The sequence below is a fragment of the Sorangium sp. So ce394 genome (assembly GCF_051474665.1).
Classification (GTDB): Bacteria; Myxococcota_A; Polyangia; order Polyangiales; family Polyangiaceae; genus Sorangium; species Sorangium cellulosum_D.
Window position 1 is genome coordinate 6,982,985 of sequence record NZ_CP150339.1, and the last position, 19,210, is coordinate 7,002,194.

The 19,210-nt window shown below is 73.1% G+C and carries 14 protein-coding genes; 3 read left to right on the plus strand and 11 right to left on the minus strand.

Translation table 11 applies throughout. The annotated features are described in order from the left end of the window. Positions 1–161: 161 nt before the first annotated feature. Genes WMF33_RS25375 through nuoE form a run of 7 tightly spaced genes read right to left on the minus strand, consistent with a single transcriptional unit; the run spans position 162 to position 9,060 of the window. Entirely contained in the window at positions 162–1,688 is a 1,527-nt protein-coding gene (locus WMF33_RS25375; RefSeq protein ID WP_437322262.1) for an NADH-quinone oxidoreductase subunit N, read from the minus strand. Then, the gene (locus tag WMF33_RS25380) at positions 1,685–3,700 is read right to left on the minus strand and encodes a complex I subunit 4 family protein (RefSeq protein ID WP_437322263.1); all 2,016 of its coding nucleotides are present in this window, start codon (positions 3,698–3,700) and stop codon (positions 1,685–1,687) included. Before WMF33_RS25380 ends, WMF33_RS25375 begins: the two co-directional genes overlap by 4 nt. Further along, a complete protein-coding gene (nuoL, locus tag WMF33_RS25385; protein ID WP_437322264.1) occupies positions 3,697–6,261 on the minus strand; it encodes an NADH-quinone oxidoreductase subunit L in 2,565 nt (854 codons plus the stop codon). The genes WMF33_RS25380 and nuoL overlap by 4 nt, the downstream gene beginning before the upstream one ends. 1 nt (position 6,262) lies before the next feature. After that, positions 6,263–6,574, minus strand: a complete 312-nt coding sequence (nuoK, locus tag WMF33_RS25390; RefSeq protein ID WP_061622757.1) for an NADH-quinone oxidoreductase subunit NuoK — start codon at positions 6,572–6,574, stop codon at positions 6,263–6,265. Continuing rightward, entirely contained in the window at positions 6,571–7,224 is a 654-nt protein-coding gene (locus WMF33_RS25395) for an NADH-quinone oxidoreductase subunit J family protein (RefSeq protein WP_061622758.1), read from the minus strand. Before WMF33_RS25395 ends, nuoK begins: the two co-directional genes overlap by 4 nt. Further along, on the minus strand, positions 7,221–8,573 hold the full coding sequence (nuoF, locus tag WMF33_RS25400; protein ID WP_061622759.1) for an NADH-quinone oxidoreductase subunit NuoF: 1,353 nt from the start codon (positions 8,571–8,573) through the stop codon (positions 7,221–7,223). The genes WMF33_RS25395 and nuoF overlap by 4 nt, the downstream gene beginning before the upstream one ends. A gap of 4 nt (positions 8,574–8,577) precedes the next feature. After that, entirely contained in the window at positions 8,578–9,060 is a 483-nt protein-coding gene (nuoE, locus tag WMF33_RS25405; RefSeq protein ID WP_437322265.1) for an NADH-quinone oxidoreductase subunit NuoE, read from the minus strand. Between the two features lie 702 nt (positions 9,061–9,762). Between nuoE and WMF33_RS25410 the strand changes: the two genes are divergently transcribed. Both WMF33_RS25410 and WMF33_RS25415 read left to right on the plus strand, forming a co-directional pair. Further along, positions 9,763–11,163, plus strand: coding sequence for a zinc ribbon domain-containing protein (locus WMF33_RS25410; protein WP_437322266.1), 1,401 nt, complete (start codon positions 9,763–9,765; stop codon positions 11,161–11,163). Between the two features lie 107 nt (positions 11,164–11,270). Continuing rightward, positions 11,271–11,639, plus strand: coding sequence for a DUF2752 domain-containing protein (locus WMF33_RS25415; protein ID WP_437322267.1), 369 nt, complete (start codon positions 11,271–11,273; stop codon positions 11,637–11,639). Positions 11,640–11,873: 234 nt separating this feature from the next. Here WMF33_RS25415 and WMF33_RS25420 read toward each other — a convergent pair whose 3' ends face one another. Next, the gene (locus WMF33_RS25420; RefSeq protein ID WP_061622763.1) at positions 11,874–12,440 is read right to left on the minus strand and encodes a hemerythrin domain-containing protein; all 567 of its coding nucleotides are present in this window, start codon (positions 12,438–12,440) and stop codon (positions 11,874–11,876) included. A gap of 160 nt (positions 12,441–12,600) precedes the next feature. Continuing rightward, on the minus strand, positions 12,601–13,530 hold the full coding sequence (locus WMF33_RS25425) for a serine/threonine-protein kinase (protein ID WP_437322268.1): 930 nt from the start codon (positions 13,528–13,530) through the stop codon (positions 12,601–12,603). Positions 13,531–13,974: 444 nt separating this feature from the next. Between WMF33_RS25425 and WMF33_RS25430 the strand changes: the two genes are divergently transcribed. Further along, complete coding sequence (locus tag WMF33_RS25430; RefSeq protein ID WP_061622765.1) at positions 13,975–14,529, plus strand: 3'-5' exonuclease; 555 nt, start codon at positions 13,975–13,977, stop codon at positions 14,527–14,529. A gap of 19 nt (positions 14,530–14,548) precedes the next feature. Here WMF33_RS25430 and WMF33_RS25435 read toward each other — a convergent pair whose 3' ends face one another. Continuing rightward, positions 14,549–16,966 carry a hypothetical protein gene (locus WMF33_RS25435; protein ID WP_437322269.1) on the minus strand — a complete coding sequence of 806 codons (2,418 nt, stop codon included), beginning with the start codon at positions 16,964–16,966 and terminating at the stop codon, positions 14,549–14,551. Positions 16,967–16,999: 33 nt separating this feature from the next. Beyond that, positions 17,000–19,111, minus strand: coding sequence for a hypothetical protein (locus WMF33_RS25440; protein ID WP_437322270.1), 2,112 nt, complete (start codon positions 19,109–19,111; stop codon positions 17,000–17,002). Between the last annotated feature and the right edge of the window lie 99 nt (positions 19,112–19,210).

Below are 19,210 nucleotides of genomic sequence, written 5' to 3' on the forward strand. Positions count from 1 at the left end.
TTCGCCGCACGAGGGCGCGAGCGCCGCTAGCGCCGGTGCCATCGCCGCCAAGTCAGTTGGCGGCGCGCTGCCCCGCGGCGCGGCGCGGCGCGTCCCACGTCGCGCCGTCACGCGACGGCGCGACGTCCGAGCGGCTCATCGAGCCGCTCTCCGAGGAAGGTTCAGTGAGAAGCGAGGACCGCGCGCACCGCGATCCCGAGCGAGGTCGTCGGCCAGATCCCGAGGACCATGACGAGCACCGCCGACACGACGAGCGCCGCGTTGACGTACCCCGACCGCATGGGCCGCGCGATCGGCGCCCCCGGCGCCGGCTCGCGCATGTACATGAACACGAGCACCCGCAGGTAGTAGTACGCCGACAGCACGCTGTTGAGGAGCAGCGCCACCGACAGCGTGTACAGCTCCGCGCCCATCGCCGCCTTGACGATGTAGAGCTTGCCGAAGAACCCGGCCGTCGGCGGGACGCCTGCAAGGGACAGGAGGAACAGCGAGAACGCGAGCGCCGCCACCGGGTGCCGCTTGCCGATGCCCGAGAGGTCCTCGTAGCTCACCGCCTCCGCGCCGCGGCTGCCGCACAGGATGAGCGTGCCGAACGCGCCGACCGTCGAGACCGTGTAGGCGAGCAGGTAGAACATCACGCTCGCCTGCGCGTCCTCGCTCGCCCGCACCGTCGCCGCGACGCCGACGAGCAGGTAGCCGGCGTGCGCGATGCTCGAGTAGGCGAGCATCCGCTTCACCGACTCCTGCCGCCCCGCGATGAGGTTCGCCACCGTCATCGTGAGCAGCGCCATCACCGCCACCGCCGGCGGCCAGCCCGCCGCCCACGACGACAGCGCCGGGCTGCTGAACGCGCCGAGCAGCACGCGCAGCAGCGTCGCGAACGCCGCGCCCTTCACCGCGACCGCCATGAACGTCGTGGCCGGCGTCGGCGCGCCCTCGTAAGCGTCGGGCGTCCACATGTGGAACGGCACCGCGCTCACCTTGAACGCGAGGCCGACCAGCATCAGCGCCGCCCCGATGAGCAGGAGCGCCGGGTTGGGCGCCTTGTCCCCGGTCGCGCCCGCGATCGCTTCGCCGATCCCGGCGAGGTCGGTGTGCCCCGTCGCCCCGTAGATCAGCGCGCCGCCGTAGAGCAGCAGCGCCGCCGCGAACGAGCCGAGCAGGAAGTACTTGATCGCCGCCTCGGTGCTCCGCGGCGACGTCCGGCGGAAGCCGGTCAGCGCGTACGCCCCGAGCGACATCGTCTCCAGCCCGAGGAAGAGCGTCAGCAGATCCCCCGCGCCGGCGAGGATGATCGCGCCCACCGTCGAGAAGGTCAGCAGCGGGTAGAACTCCCCGCGATCGAGCCGGTGCTCGGGGAGGTACCCCCCGGCGAGCAGCGCCGCCAGCGCGCCGCCCAGGCAGAGCACGAAGGAGAAGAACAGCGTGAAGCGGTCCATCACCAGGTAGGGCGCGAGCACGTCGACCCCGTCCAGCGTCTCGGGGCCGACGAACCCGACCGCGCCCGAGAACACCGCCCCGGCGAGGAGCGTGATCGCGGTCCCGAGCGCGATGTCGGACGACGGGCCGGAGCGGCGGTCGTGCGACTCCTCGCGGCGATGCGAGAACGCCTCCGCCACCATCAGCAGCACGCCGCCGAGCGTGACGACGAGCAGCGGCGACACCGCGATGAAGGGTCCGAGGTTCATCGCGCCGCCTCCCCCGCGCGCGCCGCGAGCTTGCCGCCCGCCGGAGCCTCGCGCCGCGCCTCCTCGTCACCCCCCGCCGCGCCCGCGCCGGAGCCCAGCACGGGCGCCCCCTTCAGGAAGGCGGGGGAGAACGTGTCCTCCGGCAGGAGCTTCGCGTTGCGTTCGTCCGCGAAGAGGATCGCCTGCCCGGAGACGACCTTGAACTGGTTGTACGTAGACAGGACCGACTCCTTCATCCGATCGAGGAAGACGTCAGGGAACAGGCCGATCACGAAGATCATCAGGATGAGCGGCGCGAGCGCCAGGCCCTCGCGGGGCGTGATGTCGGGCAGGTGCTTGTTCTTCGGGTTCGTGAGCGGCCCGAAGAACATCTTCTGCACGACGCTCAGCATGTAGACGGCCGCGAGGATGACGCCCGCGGCGGCGCCCACGGTGTGGATCCCGCTGAAGACCCCGAGGCGCTCGGACACGTAGGTCGCGGTGATGATCATGAACTCGCCGATGAACCCGTTCGTGCCGGGCACGCCCACGGAGGCGAACGTCACGATCAGGAACAGCGTCGCGTAGACCGGCATCACCTTGGCGAGGCCGCCGAACTCGGAGACCTGGCGGGTGTGGCGGCGGTCGTAGATCACGCCGACGAGGAGGAAGAGCGCGCCGGTGGAGACGCCGTGGTTCACCATCTGGAGCACCGCGCCCTGGATCCCGCTCGGCGTGACGCCGAACAGCCCGAGCATCACGTAGCCGAGGTGGGCGACCGACGAGTACGCCACGAGGCGCTTCACGTCCGCCTGCTTCCAGGCGACGAGCGCGCCGTAGATCACGCCGCCGAGGATCGCGATGCCGGCCAGGTTGGCCGCGAGGCTGGAGGCCGGGCCGGGGAAGAGGCCCATCGAGAAGCGCAGGTACGCGTACGTCCCGATCTTCAGCATCACCGCGGCCAGGATGACCGAGCCGCCGGTCGGCGCCTGCACGTGGGCGTCCGGCAGCCACGTGTGCACCGGCCACATCGGCACCTTGATGAAGAACGCGATCGAGAACGCCCAGAAGCAGAGCATCTGGGTGCCGCGCGGCAGCACCACGCGCGAGAGCGCGAGGTAGTCGAAGGTGTACGCGCCCGTGAGCTTCTGGTTCGCCCACACGAGGTACACGATGCCCGCGAGCATCAGCATCGACCCGGCCATCGTGTAGACGAACAGCTTGATCGCCGCCTTGATCTTCTCGACGCCGCCCCAGATGCCGATCATCACGAACATCGGCACCAGCATCAGCTCCCAGAAGAGGAAGAACAGGAACAGGTCGAGCGCGACGAACGCGCCGAGCATCGCGCCCTGCAGGAGCAGGAGGCAGAAGCAGAGCTCCTTGATCCGGTTCTTGATCGACCCGAACGACGCGTACGCCGCGATGGGCGCGATGAACGTCGTGAGCAGGACGAGCCAGAGGCTGATGCCGTCGATGGCGACGTGCCACCGGATGCCGAGCGACGGGATCCAGTCCTTGATCGACTGGAAGTGCCAGCCCACCGTCATCGGCACGCTGAGCAGCCAGAGCGACGCGAGGAAGCCCGCGCCGAGCACGGCCAGCGTGAAGCCGCGGAGCAGCGAGAGCATCTGCCGCGGCATGAACAGCACCGCCGCGGCCCCGACGAACGGCAGGCCGATGAGCACGTTGAGGAGCGACGACCACTCCCCGGACGCCTCCGACGCGGCCGCCGCCGCGTCGGACGGCCAGAGCCACTGCACGCCGAGCACGGTGAGCGCCGCGATCAGCCCGAGGCCGAACCGCTGCCACGGCGTGTACCCGGCGCTCGCGTGGGCCTCGCCGTGGCCGTGGTCGTCGCCGTGCCCGTGGTCGTCGCCGTGCCCGTGGTCGTGCTCGTCGCCGTGCCCGTGATCGTGGTCGTCGCCGTGGGCGCCGTCCGCGCCCTGTCCGGCGCCCCTCGGGAGGAGCGCTCCGACGACGCCGGCGGCGAGCGCCGGCCAGTAATGGGTTACGAGGTCGAGCGCGCTCATTGCAGGCCCTTCGGCTGGATCAGGTCATGGATCTGCTCCGCCGGGGTCGTCCCCGGGGGGAGCGTGGGCACGTCCGGGCCCCGCATGGAGGTGGGGCCCGTCGGGCTCCCGCGGCCCGTCGGCCGCGAGAACGTGAACGTCTCCGTCGCCTCGCGGTTGAAGGCGTTGCGCACGCGGAGCACGATGTCCTTCTTCTCGCCCGGCTCGAGCTTCACCGTGACGTCGGTCGACTCCGAGAAGTCGCGGGCGGGCACGCCGGGCCCCTCCCAGCGGTACTGGTAGCCGAGCCCCGGCGCCGCCGAGAGCTTCACCTCGCCGGACCGGCGCAGCTCCGCGTCGTCGACGTTCGCGTCGGCGTGCGGGTTGACCAGGAACCAGCCGACGCCGGCGAGCCCGACGACCATCGACGCGGCGTAGACCTGCACGCGGCCCGTCTGGAGCGCGCGCAGCACCGTGCCGAAGAACCCGACCAGCGCGGCGGAGAGCTTCGCGATGACGCCGTCGATGATCCACTTGTCGGCCATCGTGAAGATGTCCGCCAGCGCGTCGACCATGCCCACCACCGTGGCGTTGTAGAGCTCGTCGATCCGCCACTTGTCGTAGACGAGCTGGTGGAGCCCCGGGAAGCTCTGGGCGAAGCGCCGCTCGGGCTCGCCGCGCTTGTTCCAGTACACGAGCATCGCGAGGCCGATGCCGGTGAAGCACGCGGCGACGCCGGGCAGCATCATCGGGAAGAGCAGCCCCTCCACCCCCTCGCGCGCCTGGACCGCCCTCGACGTCATCGAGAAGACCGGCTCGAGCAGGTGCGCCAGCGGCGCGAACGCGTGGTTGTGGGTGAGGTGCACGAGCGGCTCGGCCATGAGGAAGCCCGCGAGGACCGACAGCGCCCCGAGCACGATCAGCGGGATCGTCATCGGCAGCGGCGACTCGTGCGGCTCCGGGCCCTCGACCTTCTCGCCCGGCGCGTGCGCGTGGTGATCGTCGTGGTGGCCGTGCGGGTGCGGGTCCTTCCAGCCGCGCACGATCGTCCAGCCGCGGAACTCGCCGTGGAACGTCAGGAAGTACGCGCGGAACATGTAGAAGGCGGTCATCGTCGCGGCCAGGATGCCGACCCAGTAGATCGCCGGGCCGAGCCAGTCGGGCCACTGCCACACCGGCTGCCCGCGCGTCGAGACCGACGCGATCCGGCTGGAGAACGCGCGCCAGAGGATCTCGTCCTTGGACCAGAACCCGGCGAACCCGGGGAAGCCCGCGATCGAGAGGCACGCGAGGAGGAAGGTCCAGCGCGTGAGCGGCATGTAAGCCTTGAGGCCGCCCATGTTCCGCATGTCCTGGGACTGGTCGGTGTCGTGGATGCGGGCGTGCATCGCGTGGATCACCGAGCCGGCGCCGAGGAAGAGGCAGGCCTTGAAGAAGGCGTGCGTGAGGACGTGGAAGAAGCCGGCCGCGAAGGCGCCGACGCCCACGCCGATGAACATGAACCCGAGCTGGCTCACCGTGGAGTAGGCGAGGACCTTCTTCAGGTCGTGCTGGAAGAGCCCGATCGAGGCCGCGAACAGCGCCGTGGCCACGCCGGTCACCGCGACGACCGCCATCGCGAACGGCGACAGCACGAACACCGCCGAGAGCCGGGCCACGAGGTAGACGCCCGCGGTCACCATCGTCGCGGCGTGGATGAGGGCGGACACCGGCGTCGGGCCGGCCATCGCGTCCGGCAGCCAGACGTAGAGCGGGATCTGCGCGCTCTTGCCGGCGCAGCCGAGGAACAGCGCGAGCCCGACCAGGGTCGCCGCGTACACGAGCACCGGCTGCGACGGGATGATGAAGCTCAGGAAGCCGGGCACCGTGTCGGCCGACATGTTGCCGATCGGCCAGACCTTCACGGCGGAGAGCAGGTTGCCCGCGTTCGCCGCGATGCCGTCGAAGTTCAGCGTGCCCGTGTAGTAGGCGAGCATCGCCATCGCCACGAGGAGGCCGAAGTCGCCGATGCGGTTCACGACGAACGCCTTCTTGCCCGCGCTCGCGTTCTTGTCGTCCTTGAACCAGAAGCCGATGAGCAGGTAGCTGCACATGCCGACGCCCTCCCACCCCACGAAGAGGACGGCGAGGTTGTCGGCCATGATCAGCACGAGCATCGAGAAGCAGAACAGGTTCAGGTACGCGAAGAACCGGTAGTACCCCGGGTCCTCGCGCATGTACGCCGACGAGTAGAGGTGGATGAGGAAGCCGACGCCGGTGACGACGAGGATCATCGTCCCGCTCAGGCCGTCGACGCTGAAGGCGACGTCGATCGGGATCGACTGGCCCATCCGGCCGCTGATCGAGAACCAGCGCCAGGCCGTCCAGGTGAGCTTGCCGCCCTCGTGCGGCAGCATCAGGAACGTCGTCACGGCCGCCAGGAAGGCGCCGCCGAGCGCGGCGAGCGCCATCAGCCGGACCGCGTCCTTGCCGAGGCGCTTGCCGAAGAGGCCGTTCACGAACGCGCCGAGCGCCGGCAGGCCGAGCACCACCGCGAGCAGCGCGAACTCGGACGCGGGGAATAAGACTCTCAGGGCTTCCACGCTAACTCCTCAGGAGATCGGCGTCGTCCGCGCGCATCGTCTTCCGGATGCGGTAGAACGCGAGCACGATCGCGAGACCCACGGCGGCTTCCGCCGCCGCGATGGCGATGACGAAGAAAGTGAAGATCTGCCCGGCGTGATCCTGCGGGTGCACCCGGTTGTACGCGACGAGCGTGAGGTTCACGGCGTTGAGCATCAGCTCGATGCTCATCAGGAGGACCAGCAGGTTCCTGCGCAGCAGGAAGCCCACCGACCCGATCACGAACAGCACCGCCGCGACAACGAGGTAGTACTCGATGGGGACGGAGATCATGACTTCGGCTCCTTCGTCGACAGGGTGAAGTGGCCCGTGAGCGCGCCCGGCTGCGGGTCCGGCGTCGCCGCGTCGCGCACCGGGACCTGGTCGTTTCCGTCCGGCGAGGCGGCCCCGGCCGGCAGCAGCGTGGGGTCGACCTGCTTGCCGCGGGCGACGGCGACGGCGCCGATCACGGCGACGAGGAGCAGCGCGCCCGAGAGCTCGAACGGCACGATCCCCTTCGTGAAGAGCTCGTGCCCGAGCGCCTCGATCGTCCCGAGCGCCTCGGGGGCCTCCGGGACGACCCGCGCGCCGGGCTTCGCGGCGCTGGCGACGAGGGCGAGCGCGCCGATGCTGCTCGCCGCGAGGACGCCGGCGCCCACGTAGCGCGGCACCGCGGTGCGGGCGTCGCGCGGCGACGTCGCCGACGGGCCGAGGAGCATGATCACGAAGAGGAAGAGGATGACGACCGCGCCCGCGTACACGAGGATCTGGATCGCCGCGAGGAACTCCGCGGAGAGCATCAGGTAGAGCCCCGCGATGCCGACGATCGACGTGAGCAGGCCCATCGCGCCGCGGATCGGGTTCCGGGCCGCGACCGTGGCCAGGCCGCCGAGGAGGACGAGCAGCGACGCCAGCCCGAAGTAGGCGAATTCGAAGATTTTCACGGCGAGAGCACCCCTGTCGACGACCGGCCCTTGGTCTGAATGTACGCCTCGAACTCCTTGCGGAACTTGCGCAGGAACCCGAGCGCGGGCATCGCCGTGCCCTCGCCGAAGGCGCAGATGGTGTTGCCCATGATGTTGTCGGCGATCTCGTGCAGCCGATCGAGCTCCTCGATCGTCCCCTCGCCGTGCACGATGCGATCGAGGATCCGGTGGATCCACGCGCTGCCCTCGCGGCAGGGCGTGCACTGGCCGCACGACTCGTGGCGGTAGAAGCGCATCAGGTTGTGCATCGCGAGGACCGGGCACGCCTTGTCGCTGAGGACGATGGCGCAGCAGGTCCCGAGCATCGTCCCGAGCGTGCGGAACGTGTCCACGCCGAGCGGCACGTCGAGCACGCTCTGGCCGTGCCACGGGTGGAGCGGCGACTTCTCGTTCGGCGCGTTCACGACCTCGTCGGCGCGCAGGATGGGGCACGACGAGCCGCCCGGGATGACCGCGAGCAGCTTGCCGTGCTTCACGCCGCCGCCGAGGTCGTAGATGAGCTCGCGGAGCGTGAGGCCGACGCACGCCTCGAAGATGCCGGGGTTGTTCACGTGGCCGCTCACGCCGAAGAGCCGGCAGCCGCCGTCCTTCAGGTTGTGCAGCGCGGAGAGCTTCGAGAAGTTGTCGCCCCCGAGCTCGAGCGCCGTGGGGACCGCGGCGATCGTCTCCAGGTTGTTCACCGTGGTCGGCATCCCGAACGCGCCGAACTGGGCGGGGAACGGCGGCTTGAGCCGCGGCTCGCCGCGCTTGCCCTCGAGCGAGTTGAGGAGCGACGTCTCCTCGCCGCAGATGTACGCGCCGGCGCCCGTGTGGACGTAGACCTCGACCGGGTAGTCGATCCCGAACGGCCGCTTGCCGAGGTAGCCCTTCGCGCGCGCCTCCTCGATGGCGCCCCAGAGCCGCGCCTTGGACAGGTGGAGCTCGTCGCGCACGTAGATGTACGCGGCGTGGGCGCCGATGCCGAAGCAGCCGATGATGCACCCCTCGACGACGGAGTGCGGGTTCTTCTCCATCAGCGTGCGGTCCTTGAAGGTGCCGGGCTCGCCCTCGTCGGCGTTGATGACGAGGTAGTGCGGCCGCTCGGGCTTCGGGGGCCACGGCATGAAGCTCCACTTCACGCCCATGGCGAAGCCGGCGCCGCCGCGGCCGCGGATGTTGGCCGCCTTCATCTCCTCGACGAGCGCCTCGCGCGTCATCCCGAGGGCGCGCTTCGCCTGCTGGTAGCCGCCGCCCTTCTCGTACACCGAGAGCTTGTGGCCGTCGGGCGTGTCGTAGTTCTTCGTCAGATAGCGCGTCAGCCGGAGCATCTCGTCACCTCGTCAACCGATCGAGGATCGCGTCCACCTTCTCGAGCGTGAGGCCCTCGTAGTAGTCGCGATCGACCTGCATCATCGGGGCTGTGCCGCACGAGGCGAGGCACTCTGCGGTGCGCAGCGTGACCCTCCCGTCCTGCGTGGTCTCGCCCGCGTGGATCCCGAGGCGCTTCTCGCAGTGGTGCAGCACGGCGTCCGCGCCGTTCAGCGCGCAGCTCAGCGTCCGGCAGACCCAGACCTGGTGCTTGCCCACGGGCTGCTTGTTGAAGAGGGTGTAGAAGGTCGCGACCCCCTGGACGTGCGCCGTGGAGAGGCCGAGCTGCTCGGCGACCCAGCGCAGCACCCGTTCGGAGACCCACCCCTCCTGGCTCTGGCAGAGGTGGAGCACCGGGATGCACGCGGCCTGGCGGTTCGGGTAGCGCGCGAGGATCTTCTCGAACTCGGTTTGCCGGTCGGGGCTCAGAGCAAATTTGTCGGTCATGTCGGCTGTTGGCACGGTCCGCTGGCTCCCTGGGCGCGCCGCGCTCGCGGCGTGCCCGCTTCGACATGCAGTCGGGACCCCCGTGGCGGGTCCCTTCCAACGAGGGTCGGCCCGGAGAACCCGGGCGCACCCTCGTGCGCCTCCGGAGTAGAGGCGCCTGCCGGAGGCGGACAGCCCCGCGCACCGGCGGCCGGGCATTCGGTTGTCCGTCGTACGGAGCCGTCCCGAGGCGCCGGCACGCTAGTGAGCGACGGTGGTCACTGTCAAGGCGCGCCGGGGGGGAAACCTCCAGCGAACCACGGAAACCCTCTCGCTGCCCAGAAACCTGGGCGACGCCTCGCGCCGGCCGGCCCGCCCGGACCGCCGCCCGGCGGCGGTCGCGACGCCGTCGCATCGGCGGAGAGCGCGCCCCGATGCGGAGAGCGCGCCCCGATCGTGAGCGGGAGCGCGCGGTGAGCGGGAACGCTCGCCGCTCGCCGCTCGCCGCTCGCCGCTCGCCACGCGCCACGGAAGCAGCGCGCTCCCTCGCGGAGAGAACGCCCTGGGTTTTCTGGCGGAGAACGCGTAGCCTCGGGAGAAGCCCGCAGCGTTCTTCGTCTTTCACTTGAGAACCGGAACGCGCTTCAACTACCCTTCGCGCCTATTACGACGCGCGCAGGGCGCGGGCATCGGTAGCAGCGAACCCCCCTCCGGAGGTGGTGCGTGTTCTGTCCGAATTGTGGGACGCAAAACTCGGAAACAGCGTCCACGTGCACGAAGTGCGGCTTCAACCTCAAGGGGGCGGCCGCGCCGAAGTTCAAGGGCACCATGCTGATGAGCCAGCCGTCGTCGGGGGCGGGGGCGGCGGGCCCGCGCGCTCCGGGGGCGCCTCCGCCGCCGGCGCCTCCGGCCGGCGCACCGCCGGGCATGCCCGCCGGCATCCCGAGCACGCCGCAGGGGCTTGCCGGCACGGTGGTCGGCGTCCCGCCGGCCGGGCTCGGCGCGTCTGCCGGACCTCCCCCTGCGCCGCCTCCGCCCGGGATGGGCTACGGATCGCCCCCCGCGGGACAGCAGCCCTCTGGCCCGGCCTTCGGCGGCGCGGCTGCGAGCCCGTCGGGCGGATATTCGCCGTACGGCCAGCCGCCCAACCAGGGCGTGAACCCGCTCGGCGGCACGATGGCGATCGACCAGCTGCCCGGGTACACCCCGGGCGCGCCGCAGCCGCCTGGCGGGGCTGGCGGCACGCCGGCCGGCGCGTTCCCGCCGCCCGGCGGCAGCTATGGTCAGCCTCCGCAGCCGGGCGGCAGCCCGTTCGGCGCGCCTCCGGGCCAGGACCCGATGGGCGGCGTCGGCGGCGCCCCTCCCGGTTACGGCCAGCCGCCCGGTTACGGCCAGCCGCCCGGTTACGGCCAGCCTCCCGGCTATGGCCAGCCGCCGGGCGGCGGTTACGGCCAGCCGCCCGGTTACGGCCAGCCTCCGCAGCACAGCGCCAGCGGGTACGGTCCGCCTCCGGGCCAGGATCCGATGGCCGGCGGCGGCTACGGCGCCCCTCCCGGCGGCTACGGCGGCGCTCCGGCGGGCGGCTACGGCAGCCCTCCTGGCGGCGGCTATGGCAGCCCGCCGGGCGCGGGCAGCTACGGCTCTCCGGCGGGCGGGGCCTACGGGAGCCCCCAGGGCGTGAGCGATCCGGGCGGTTACGGCGGGTCGTCGCCGGCCGGCGGTCAGCTGTCGGCGCCCGGTCAGTTCGGCCAGCAGCCCAGCAACCTGGGCGTGTATGCCGGCAGCGGGTCGATGACCCCGGGCGCGCGGGGCGAGACGCGCAACCCCGTCACGGTGTGCGTGATCGGGATGGTCTGCTTCGTGTACGCGATCTGGCAGCTCTGGGCGATGCTGAACGAGCTGCAGCAGGCGACCAAGGATCCCGAGTTCAAGCCCTGGTACGTCTTCATCCCGCTGCTCAACTACTACTTCCTCTGGGTGAAGGTGCCGGAGCAGGTGACCAAGGCCAAGCAGATGGCCGGCTCGCGCAACCCGCAGGCCGAGGGCATCGTGCTCTACATCTTCCTCCCGCTCTACGCCCTGGCGAAGGACCTCAACGAGGTCTGGGATCCGAACGCCGCCTAGCTCGCGCTATCCTCCCACCGTTGTCGCTGTCCGGCCCGACCGAAGCCCGCCCGCCCGCTCCATCGGCCTCGTCCGCCTGGAGCGCCGCGCATCCGCGCGGCCGTGCGATGCGCCTCGGCGCGATCGCGGCGTTGCTCGGGCTCCTGGTCGCGTGCGGCGTCCCGCTGTGCCCGTTCGCGATCGTCACCCGCCACCCGTGCCCTGGCTGCGGGCTCACGCGCGCGACCCTCGCCCTCGCGCACGGCCACGTGTCCGAGGCGCTGCGGCTGCACCCGCTCTCCCCGATCATGGCGCCGCTCGTGCTCGCCGCGCTCGCGTACAACGCCGCGGTCTACGTGAAGGACGGCCGCATCGCCGCGACCGAGTCGGTGCAGGGGGCGTGGGTCACGCGCCTCGGCGTCGCGCTGGCGATCCTGATGGTCGCCGTCTGGGTCGCCCGCTTCCTCGGCGCCTTCGGCGGCCCCGTCCCGGTCTAGCTCCGCCCGCCCGAAGTCCGGCCAGGGATCCGGAGAGAGAGTTCAACGCCAAGGCGCAAAGCCGCAAAGACGCAAAAAAGATTTGTAGTTTTGCGCCTTTGCGCCTTGGCGTTTACTTCTGTCGCTCGCGAGGCAGATCCCTGGCGGGAGTTCTGACGCGCGGAACCAGCCCTCGCCCAGCCGTCACCGACCCTCACGGCCGCAGGTCCTCGTCGGGGTGCGCGTCGCGCTCGGTCAACACCCCCGGGCGCGCTGCCCCTCCCCGCGGCGCCGCGACACCGGCCGCGCCGCGCGCACGGAGTGGGCCCCCCGCCTCGGCCACCCGCGCTGCGACCGCGCGAGCGACGCGCCCGCCGGCACCCCCACGCGCAGCAGCACCTCGTACGCGCGCTCCAGATCGCTGCCGATCACGTCGAGCTGCTCGTCCGTGAGCCCCCGCTTCGCCTTCGGGAAGAGGATGCCCTCCTCCTCGTCGGCGTGGTGGGCGAAAACGTCCCGCAGCAGCCGGAGCCGCGCCTCGAAGCGCACATCGGTCACCCGCGTGCGCAGCAGGTTGTCCGCCGCGAAGCGCGCGAGGCCGTGCTTCTCGTACGCGTCGTGGAGCGGCTTCCGGTCGCCGGCCATCCGCTCGGCACACACCGGATAGAGGTACGTCTCCTCGATGCGTACGTGCGCGTCGATCATCCGGGAGAGCTGCGCGACCATCGATGTCCTGAGGCCCGGGCTGGGCTCGGCGGCGATGCGCGCCATCAGGGCGCTGAGTTCGAGATGCTGCTGCTCCAAGAGATCGAGTGCGTCCATGGGGTTCCCCTCGCGTGAAGCTCACCGCGCCGCGTCGCCGCCCTTGAGCAGCGCGTGCACAGCCCGGATCCCGGTGCTGCGTGGCGCGGTGCAGGCGGCCCCGTCGTGGCAAGGAGCGGGCCGGCGCTGGAAGGGACCGCGGGCGCGCCGCGCGCGGGGGCTACGCCCGGACCGCGGCCAGCGCGTCGCGCATCGCCGACGCGCCGGCGAAGCGGTGGTCGGGGTGCTTGGACAGGGCGCGGGCGAGCACCTCGTCGAGCACGCGCGGGACATCCCGGCGCTCCCGCCGGAGGGGCACGGGCGCGGAGCGCACGATCGCGACGAGCACGTCGAGATCGCCCCGGCCGCGGAACGGGAGCTTGCCCGAGAGGGCGTAGTAGACGAGCAGCGCGGCGGCGAACAGGTCGCTCCGCTCGGTGATGGCGCGGCTGCGCATCGCCTGCTCCGGCGACATGAACAGCAGGGTGCCCACGAGCGACCCGGGGCTGTCGGGCGTCACCCCGTCGCCCTTGTCGACCCCGGGCTCGTGCGCGAAGCCGAGATCGATGAGCTTGACCGTCGGCGCTCCGTCGCCCAGCGCCCCCGCCCCGGCGCCCGGCGCCGCGGGGACGAGCAGGATGTTGCCCGGCTGGAGGTCGCGGTGGACCACCTTCGCCGCGTGCATGGCCGCGAGGCCGGCGAGGATCTGGTCCGCGACGGCCAGCGCGCGATCGAGCGGCAGGGGGCCGTTCCGGCGCACCTCCTCGCTCAGGGTGATGCCGTCGAAGAGCGGCATCAGGAAGAACGGGCGCCCGTCCTCGAGGCGCCCCTCGCCGAGCACAGGGCAGACGTTCGGGTGGTCGATGCGGCGGGCGAGCTGGACCTCGCGGGCGAACCGGCCCTCGATGCCCGAGTCCCCCGCGTGCACGCGCCGGAGCACCTTCAGCGCGACCCGCTCCCCCGTCGCGACGCGGCGGGCCGCGTAGACCGCGCCCATCCCCCCCTCGGCGATCAGCCGCTCGATGTGCAGTCCGTGCTCTGTACGGCCGACGAGCGGGTCGACCGCCGCGGTCCCACCTGCCGGGAGCCCCGCCGCCGCCCCGCCGCGCACCGCGGAGGGAGCGCTCGCCGCCGCCCCCCGGTCGCGCCCCGCGTGGCGGACGATCCCGGAACGAGGAGGCAGCCGTCGCTCCGCGGCGGGACCAAGGCCCTCCCCGCCGGGTTCGGGGAGCGCCTCAGCGAAGGCGGACCTGTCCCGGGCTGGACCGAAGGAACGACGGAGCGGGGAACCAGGAGCCACGTGAAGAACCTCGTCAGAAATTACCTGACGAGTGTCCATGGACCAGGCCCTCCGAGCAAGGGGATTGGGCACCGAAATGACCAACCCCTGGATTTGGCCCCACCGTCTTATGTCCCGTATCTACTAAGTTTTTGCCCGGACACAGCCGACCGCCCGAGGCGTTTTCGACCTGTCGGGAAAATCCCGAAAGAATTTGTGTCCCGATCGCCGTTACGCTCGGCGCGTACTCATCATGACATGTAGGGGCGACAACGAATGGCGAAGCGTCTTGATCTCATCCTCGTGATCGACGTCGAATCGACCTGCTGGGAGGGCAGCCCGCCGGAGGGCGAGGAGAACGAGATCATCGAGATCGGCGTGTGCACGCTGGAGGTCGCGTCGGGCCGGCGGCGCGACCGGCGCTCGATCCTGGTGCGCCCCGAGCGCTCGCGCGTGAGCCCGTTCTGCACGGCGCTGACGACGCTGACGCAGGCCGACGTCGACGCGGGCGTGTCGTTCAAGGAGGCGTGCGCGACCTTGCGGGGCGAGCTCAAGGCGCAGGATCGCCTCTGGGCGAGCTACGGCGACTACGACCGGCGCATGTTCGAGCGGCAGTGCGAGGCGCGGGGCGTGCCCTACCCGTTCGGCCCGAGCCACCTCAACGTGAAGAGCCTGTTCGCGGTGACGCACGCCCTGTCGCGCGAGATCGGGATGGCCGAGGCCCTGGAGCGCGCGGGCCTGCCGCTCGCGGGCACGCACCACCGCGGCGGCGACGACGCGTTCAACATCGCGGGCCTGCTCGCGCACGTCCTCCTGGCCGCGCGGCGGTGAGGCCGGGCGCGCCGCGCGCTCAGCCGACCGGCGCGGCCTCGGGCACGTCGGGCTGCGCCCCCGCGGCGCCCCGCGCCGGCGGCGCGCCGGCGGGATCGGCGCCCGAGGGCTCCGCCGCGCCGTCGCCCTCGGCGATCGCGCCGGCCGCTGCGGGCGGCACGGCCGCCGCGGCGAGGAGGTACGCGAGGCCCGCGCCGAGCAGCAGGGCGCTGTAGCCGAGGTTCATCGCGCACAGGGCGCCGAGGGGCATCGCGATCGCGCCGGCGAGGGCGCCGAGCGACCAGCACCAGGGGAGCAGCGCCGGCGCGATCGAGGCGACGAGCTTGACCCCGAGCGGCGCGAGCGAGCCGGCGAGCAGGCCGAACGGCACGAGGAGCGCGACGGCGAGGAGCGCGCGCGGGAAGGCCGCGAGCCCGAGGCTCCACCGCGCGAGCGGGACGAGCCCCGCCGCGGCGAGCGCCGCGGCCACGACGAGCGCCTCGGCGACGCGCGCGGAGGTCCACGTCGCGGCGCCCGGCGCCACGCGGGCGGTGAGCAGGCCGCCCACGCCGGCCGAGACGAGGAGGATCACGAGGACGACGGGGAGCTCGTACGCGGGCAGGTCGAGCAGGAGGAGCCCGTGCCGGAAGACGGCGAGCTCGACGAGCGCGAAGCCCGCGCCGATCGCGGCGAAGAAGAAGAGCGCGCGGGCGGGCCGCGGCCGGGGCGCGGCGTCGGGCGCCGCGGCGCCGCGGAGGAGGCGGCCGGCGCGCGTGTTCAACGCGGGGAGCAGCGCGGCGAGCGCGAACAGGCCCGCGCCCGCGGCGAGCAGCGCGGCGAGCGCGAACAGGCCCGCCTGCTCGGCGCGCAGGGCCCCGAGGTCGCCGAGCACGGCGGGGAGGCGGCGCGCCGGGACCGCGTACGAGAAGAACGGCCGGTCGTCGGTGGGCGGCGTCAGGTCGACCGCCGCGTCGGGCGCGCGGCCGCCCCCGGAGGCGACGATGAGCGCGCGGATGGGCGTCTGCGGCCGGTCGGGGGCGAACGCCTCCGAGAACTTGTGCCGGCGGCAGTGGCGGCGCAGCGCCTCGACGTCCTCGCGCGCGAGCGGGGTGCGCCGCGCGAGGAGCGCGGTCCGCTGCGCGGCGCTGCACGCGAAGAGGTGGTCCTTGGGCTCGGCCGCGCCCGCGCGGCGCAGCGCCGCGGTCGCGAGCGAGAGCAGGCGATCGAAGTCGACGTCGGCGCGGCTCAGGACCAGCGTGCCCTCGGGCAGGAGGCGCGAGAGGAAGTCCCCGACGCCCTCGACCGTGTGGAGCCGGCTCTCGGACAGCGCGAGCGCGCCGGTCGACGACGCCTCGGCGGTCTCGGGCGACGGGATCACGATGTTCCGGAAGAGCAGCGGCGTGCGCCGGGCGAAGCTCCGCCCGTCGCCCACGACGAGGTGGACCTCGGGCTTGTCGAACAGGTTGCCGCTGAACGCGGCGTACCGGCCGCGCATCACCTCGAGGACGCCGCGGTCGCCCTCGACGGCGTAGACGTCCTTCAGCCCGGCCTTGAGCGCGGCGCGCACGTCGCGCCCACCCCCGGCGCCGACGACGAGCGCCGGCCCCTGGTCCTTGTGGAGCGCGTAGGCCATGTCCTCGGGCTGGGCCGGGGGCGGCGTCTTCGCGTCGACGATCGGGCTCTGCGCGGCGCTGCCGATCCGCATCATCGCCGCGCCGGCCCTCGGCTTGTCGACGGTGATCAGCGAGCGCGCGCTCCAGGCCTCGTGCTCGGTGCGGTCGGCCGCGCCCCGGCGGAGGCCGGCGAGCCGGAGCCACGGGGCGCCGAGATCGCCGGCGAGGAGCACGAAGCCGCCGAGCACGAACGTGGCGACGAGGCCGCCGGGCGCCCGCTGCTCGCCGCCCTGCCCGCGCGCCGCGAGGTAGAAGAAGACGCCCGCCACCGCGAAGAAGATCGCCGCCGCGAGCGCGGCGCGCGGCGCGCCGGCGCGGAGCGCGGCGGCGGCCGCGAGCCCGCCGAGGGCGCCGCCGACGAGGTCGAGCAGGTAGAGGCGGGGCATCTCGGACGCGACGTGCCGGATCGCGGCGGCGAGCGCGAGGCCGGCGAGCGCGAACGGGACGGTGGCCGCGGCGTAGAGCAGCGCGAGCCACGGGAGCGCGCCGGGCGCCGGCCCGCGCTGCGAGAGCAGGACGACCGCCGCGAGCGTGGCGCCCGACGCGAGCGACGACAGGGTCGCCATGCGGGCGAAGAGCGCGGGCGGGCGGACGAGCGACGGGGCGAGGGTGAGCGCCGCGCCGCCCGCGCCAGCGCCGAGGAGCGGCAGCGCGAGCGCGACGAACGCGTGGGGCTCGCCGAACAGCGCCGCGCAGATCCGCGTGAGCGAGATCTCGAGCAGGACGGTGGCGCACGCGAGGGCCGCGACGCCGCTGAAGAGGCCGCTCCGCTGGGAGACCCGCATGGGCCCGCTCCTACCACAGCGGGAAGCGGCCTTTCACCTCTCTCGACCGAGCGGGGCGAGCGGCCACGGCGCGAGCAGGGGCACCGGGCCGCTCGGCCGGAACCCGGGCGCACCGGGGGGGCTCGCCGCCGCGTCCCCCGCCCGATCGCCCTGCGCGCCGCGCGGCGGGGGCTCGCCCGGGCGCGGATCGGCCGCGCCGCTCTGTTTGCCCAGGCGCGGATCGGCCGCGCCGCTCTGCCTGCCCGGGCGCTGCTCCGCCGCGCCGCTCTGTTTGCCCAGGCGCGGATCGGCCGCGCCGCTCTGTGTGCCCGGGCGCGGATCGGCAGCGCCGCTCTGTCGACCCAGGCGCGGCTCCGACGCGCCGCTCTGTCTGCCCAGGCGCGGCTCCGCCGCGCCGCTCTGCCTAATTGCGCGCGCGCACTCGTCCACCGTGAGGCGGCGCGGCCCGTACGCGGACGAGTTGGCCGCGTCGGCGTCCATCAGGCGGGTCGGGGTGTCGACCCCGAAATCGTCGGGGTGCCCCGGCTCGTCGAGCAGCACGTGGCCGAGCTCGTGCGACAGCGCGAACGAGGCGCGGTCGGCGCGCAGGCCGGCGCGATCCTCGATGATCGTGTTCCGGATCGCCCCGCCGTCGGCGAAGATGAACGACTCGCCGATGCGCCCGCCGCCGGCGAAGCTCGGGACCATCACGACGTCGATGGTCGCGGGGTCGCCGTCGTCGAACGCCTTGATCAGCGCGCGCTCCTCCACGGTGCCGGCGATGGCGTCCGTGTCGCTGAAGTGCTGCAGGCCGTCCTCGAGCTCCACGGCGCCGATGCACGCCGTGAGCGTCGGGTCGGTGCTCAGCGCGCCCGACGCCGGCGGCTCGATCGCGGCGGGCGCGCCGCCCGGGCGCCGCACGAGCACGTCGGTGGTCCCGAACGCGCCCGCGCCGATGGCCGGGTTGTCCGACAGGCGCACCGAGAAGCCCGCGGCGCCGATCGCCGCGGCGACAGCGCGGGCCGCGGCGTCGGGGCGCATGCGGGGGCGGATCGCCGCGGTCACCTCGTGGCCGTCGACGCGCACCCGGATCGCGCCGCCGCTCGCCGGCAGGCCGTGGTCGCAGCCGATCGCGAGCAGGTGCGGGCGCGGCGGGTCGACGAAGCTGATGTCGAGCTCCTCCGGCGGGCCGAAGCTCACGCCGCACGCGCCCCAGAGGGCGTTCGCGCGCTCGACCTCCGCGCGCGCGATCGCGAGCGCGCCCGAGTCGTCCCCGCCCATCGGCGGCGGCCCGCCCGCGCGCGGCCGCACCATGAGGATGCGCAGGCGCGCGCGCGTGCGCCCGAGGGGCCCGAGCGGCGAGGCGCGCGGGCCGGCGATGCGGATCATCTGGAGCTTCGGCCCGTCGGGCAGGGCGACCACGAGCGCGCCGCCGACCTCGCCCTTCACGGAGCGATCGGCGATCATCGGGTGGTTGCGGTCGATGTCGTCGGCCACGACCCGGAGGGGGCGCGTCGAGCCGCACACGAGGCCCGCCGGGACGTCCGGGGGGCACGCGACGTGGCCGAGCGGCACGCTGGGCAGGCGATCGATCGCCCGGCCGGACGGCGCCGCGGAGTGGACGTCGACGGTGAGCGGCAGGTCCTCGGCCGCGCCGATGACGAGCAGGCGGATCGCGTCGGGATCGTCGAGGTTCCCGAACGGATCGTCGCCGAGCCGGTCCGGGGGCGTGCGCTGGAGCGAGGCGTGGGAGCGCGCCATGTCGATGCGCGTCCCGGCGCCGTCGATGGCGCGGACCTCGAACGCGCTGATCGGCAGCGTCCTCCCGAAGAGGGCGATCTCGCTCCGGCCCGCCCGGACCGCCTGGAGCTCGACGCGGCGGGCGCCCGCGGGGATCGCGCTCCCCGGCTGGACGGGGCTGCCGTCGACGAGCAGCCGCAGGCCGTCCGGGATCGCCGCGGGCGCCTGGCTCGCGCCGCGCGGCGCGCGCAGCGCGAGGAGCTCCGGGGAGGACGGCACGCGGGCCTGCTCGCCGTCGGGCACGCCGTCGGCGTCGTCGTCGTCCCGATCGACCACGACCAGCGCGGGCCCGCCCTGCGCGGCGGAGCTGGCCGGGCCGAGGAGCGCGCCGAGGAAGACCGAGAGTGCCGGAAGCCGGCCGTTCATGGATCGCATCGCCCTGCCCGCTCGCCCTCCTCGACCCAGTCTATCGCGCCTTGGGCGGGGCGCAGCTCGCGCCCGCGCGCCGTCGGGAGCCCTCCGATG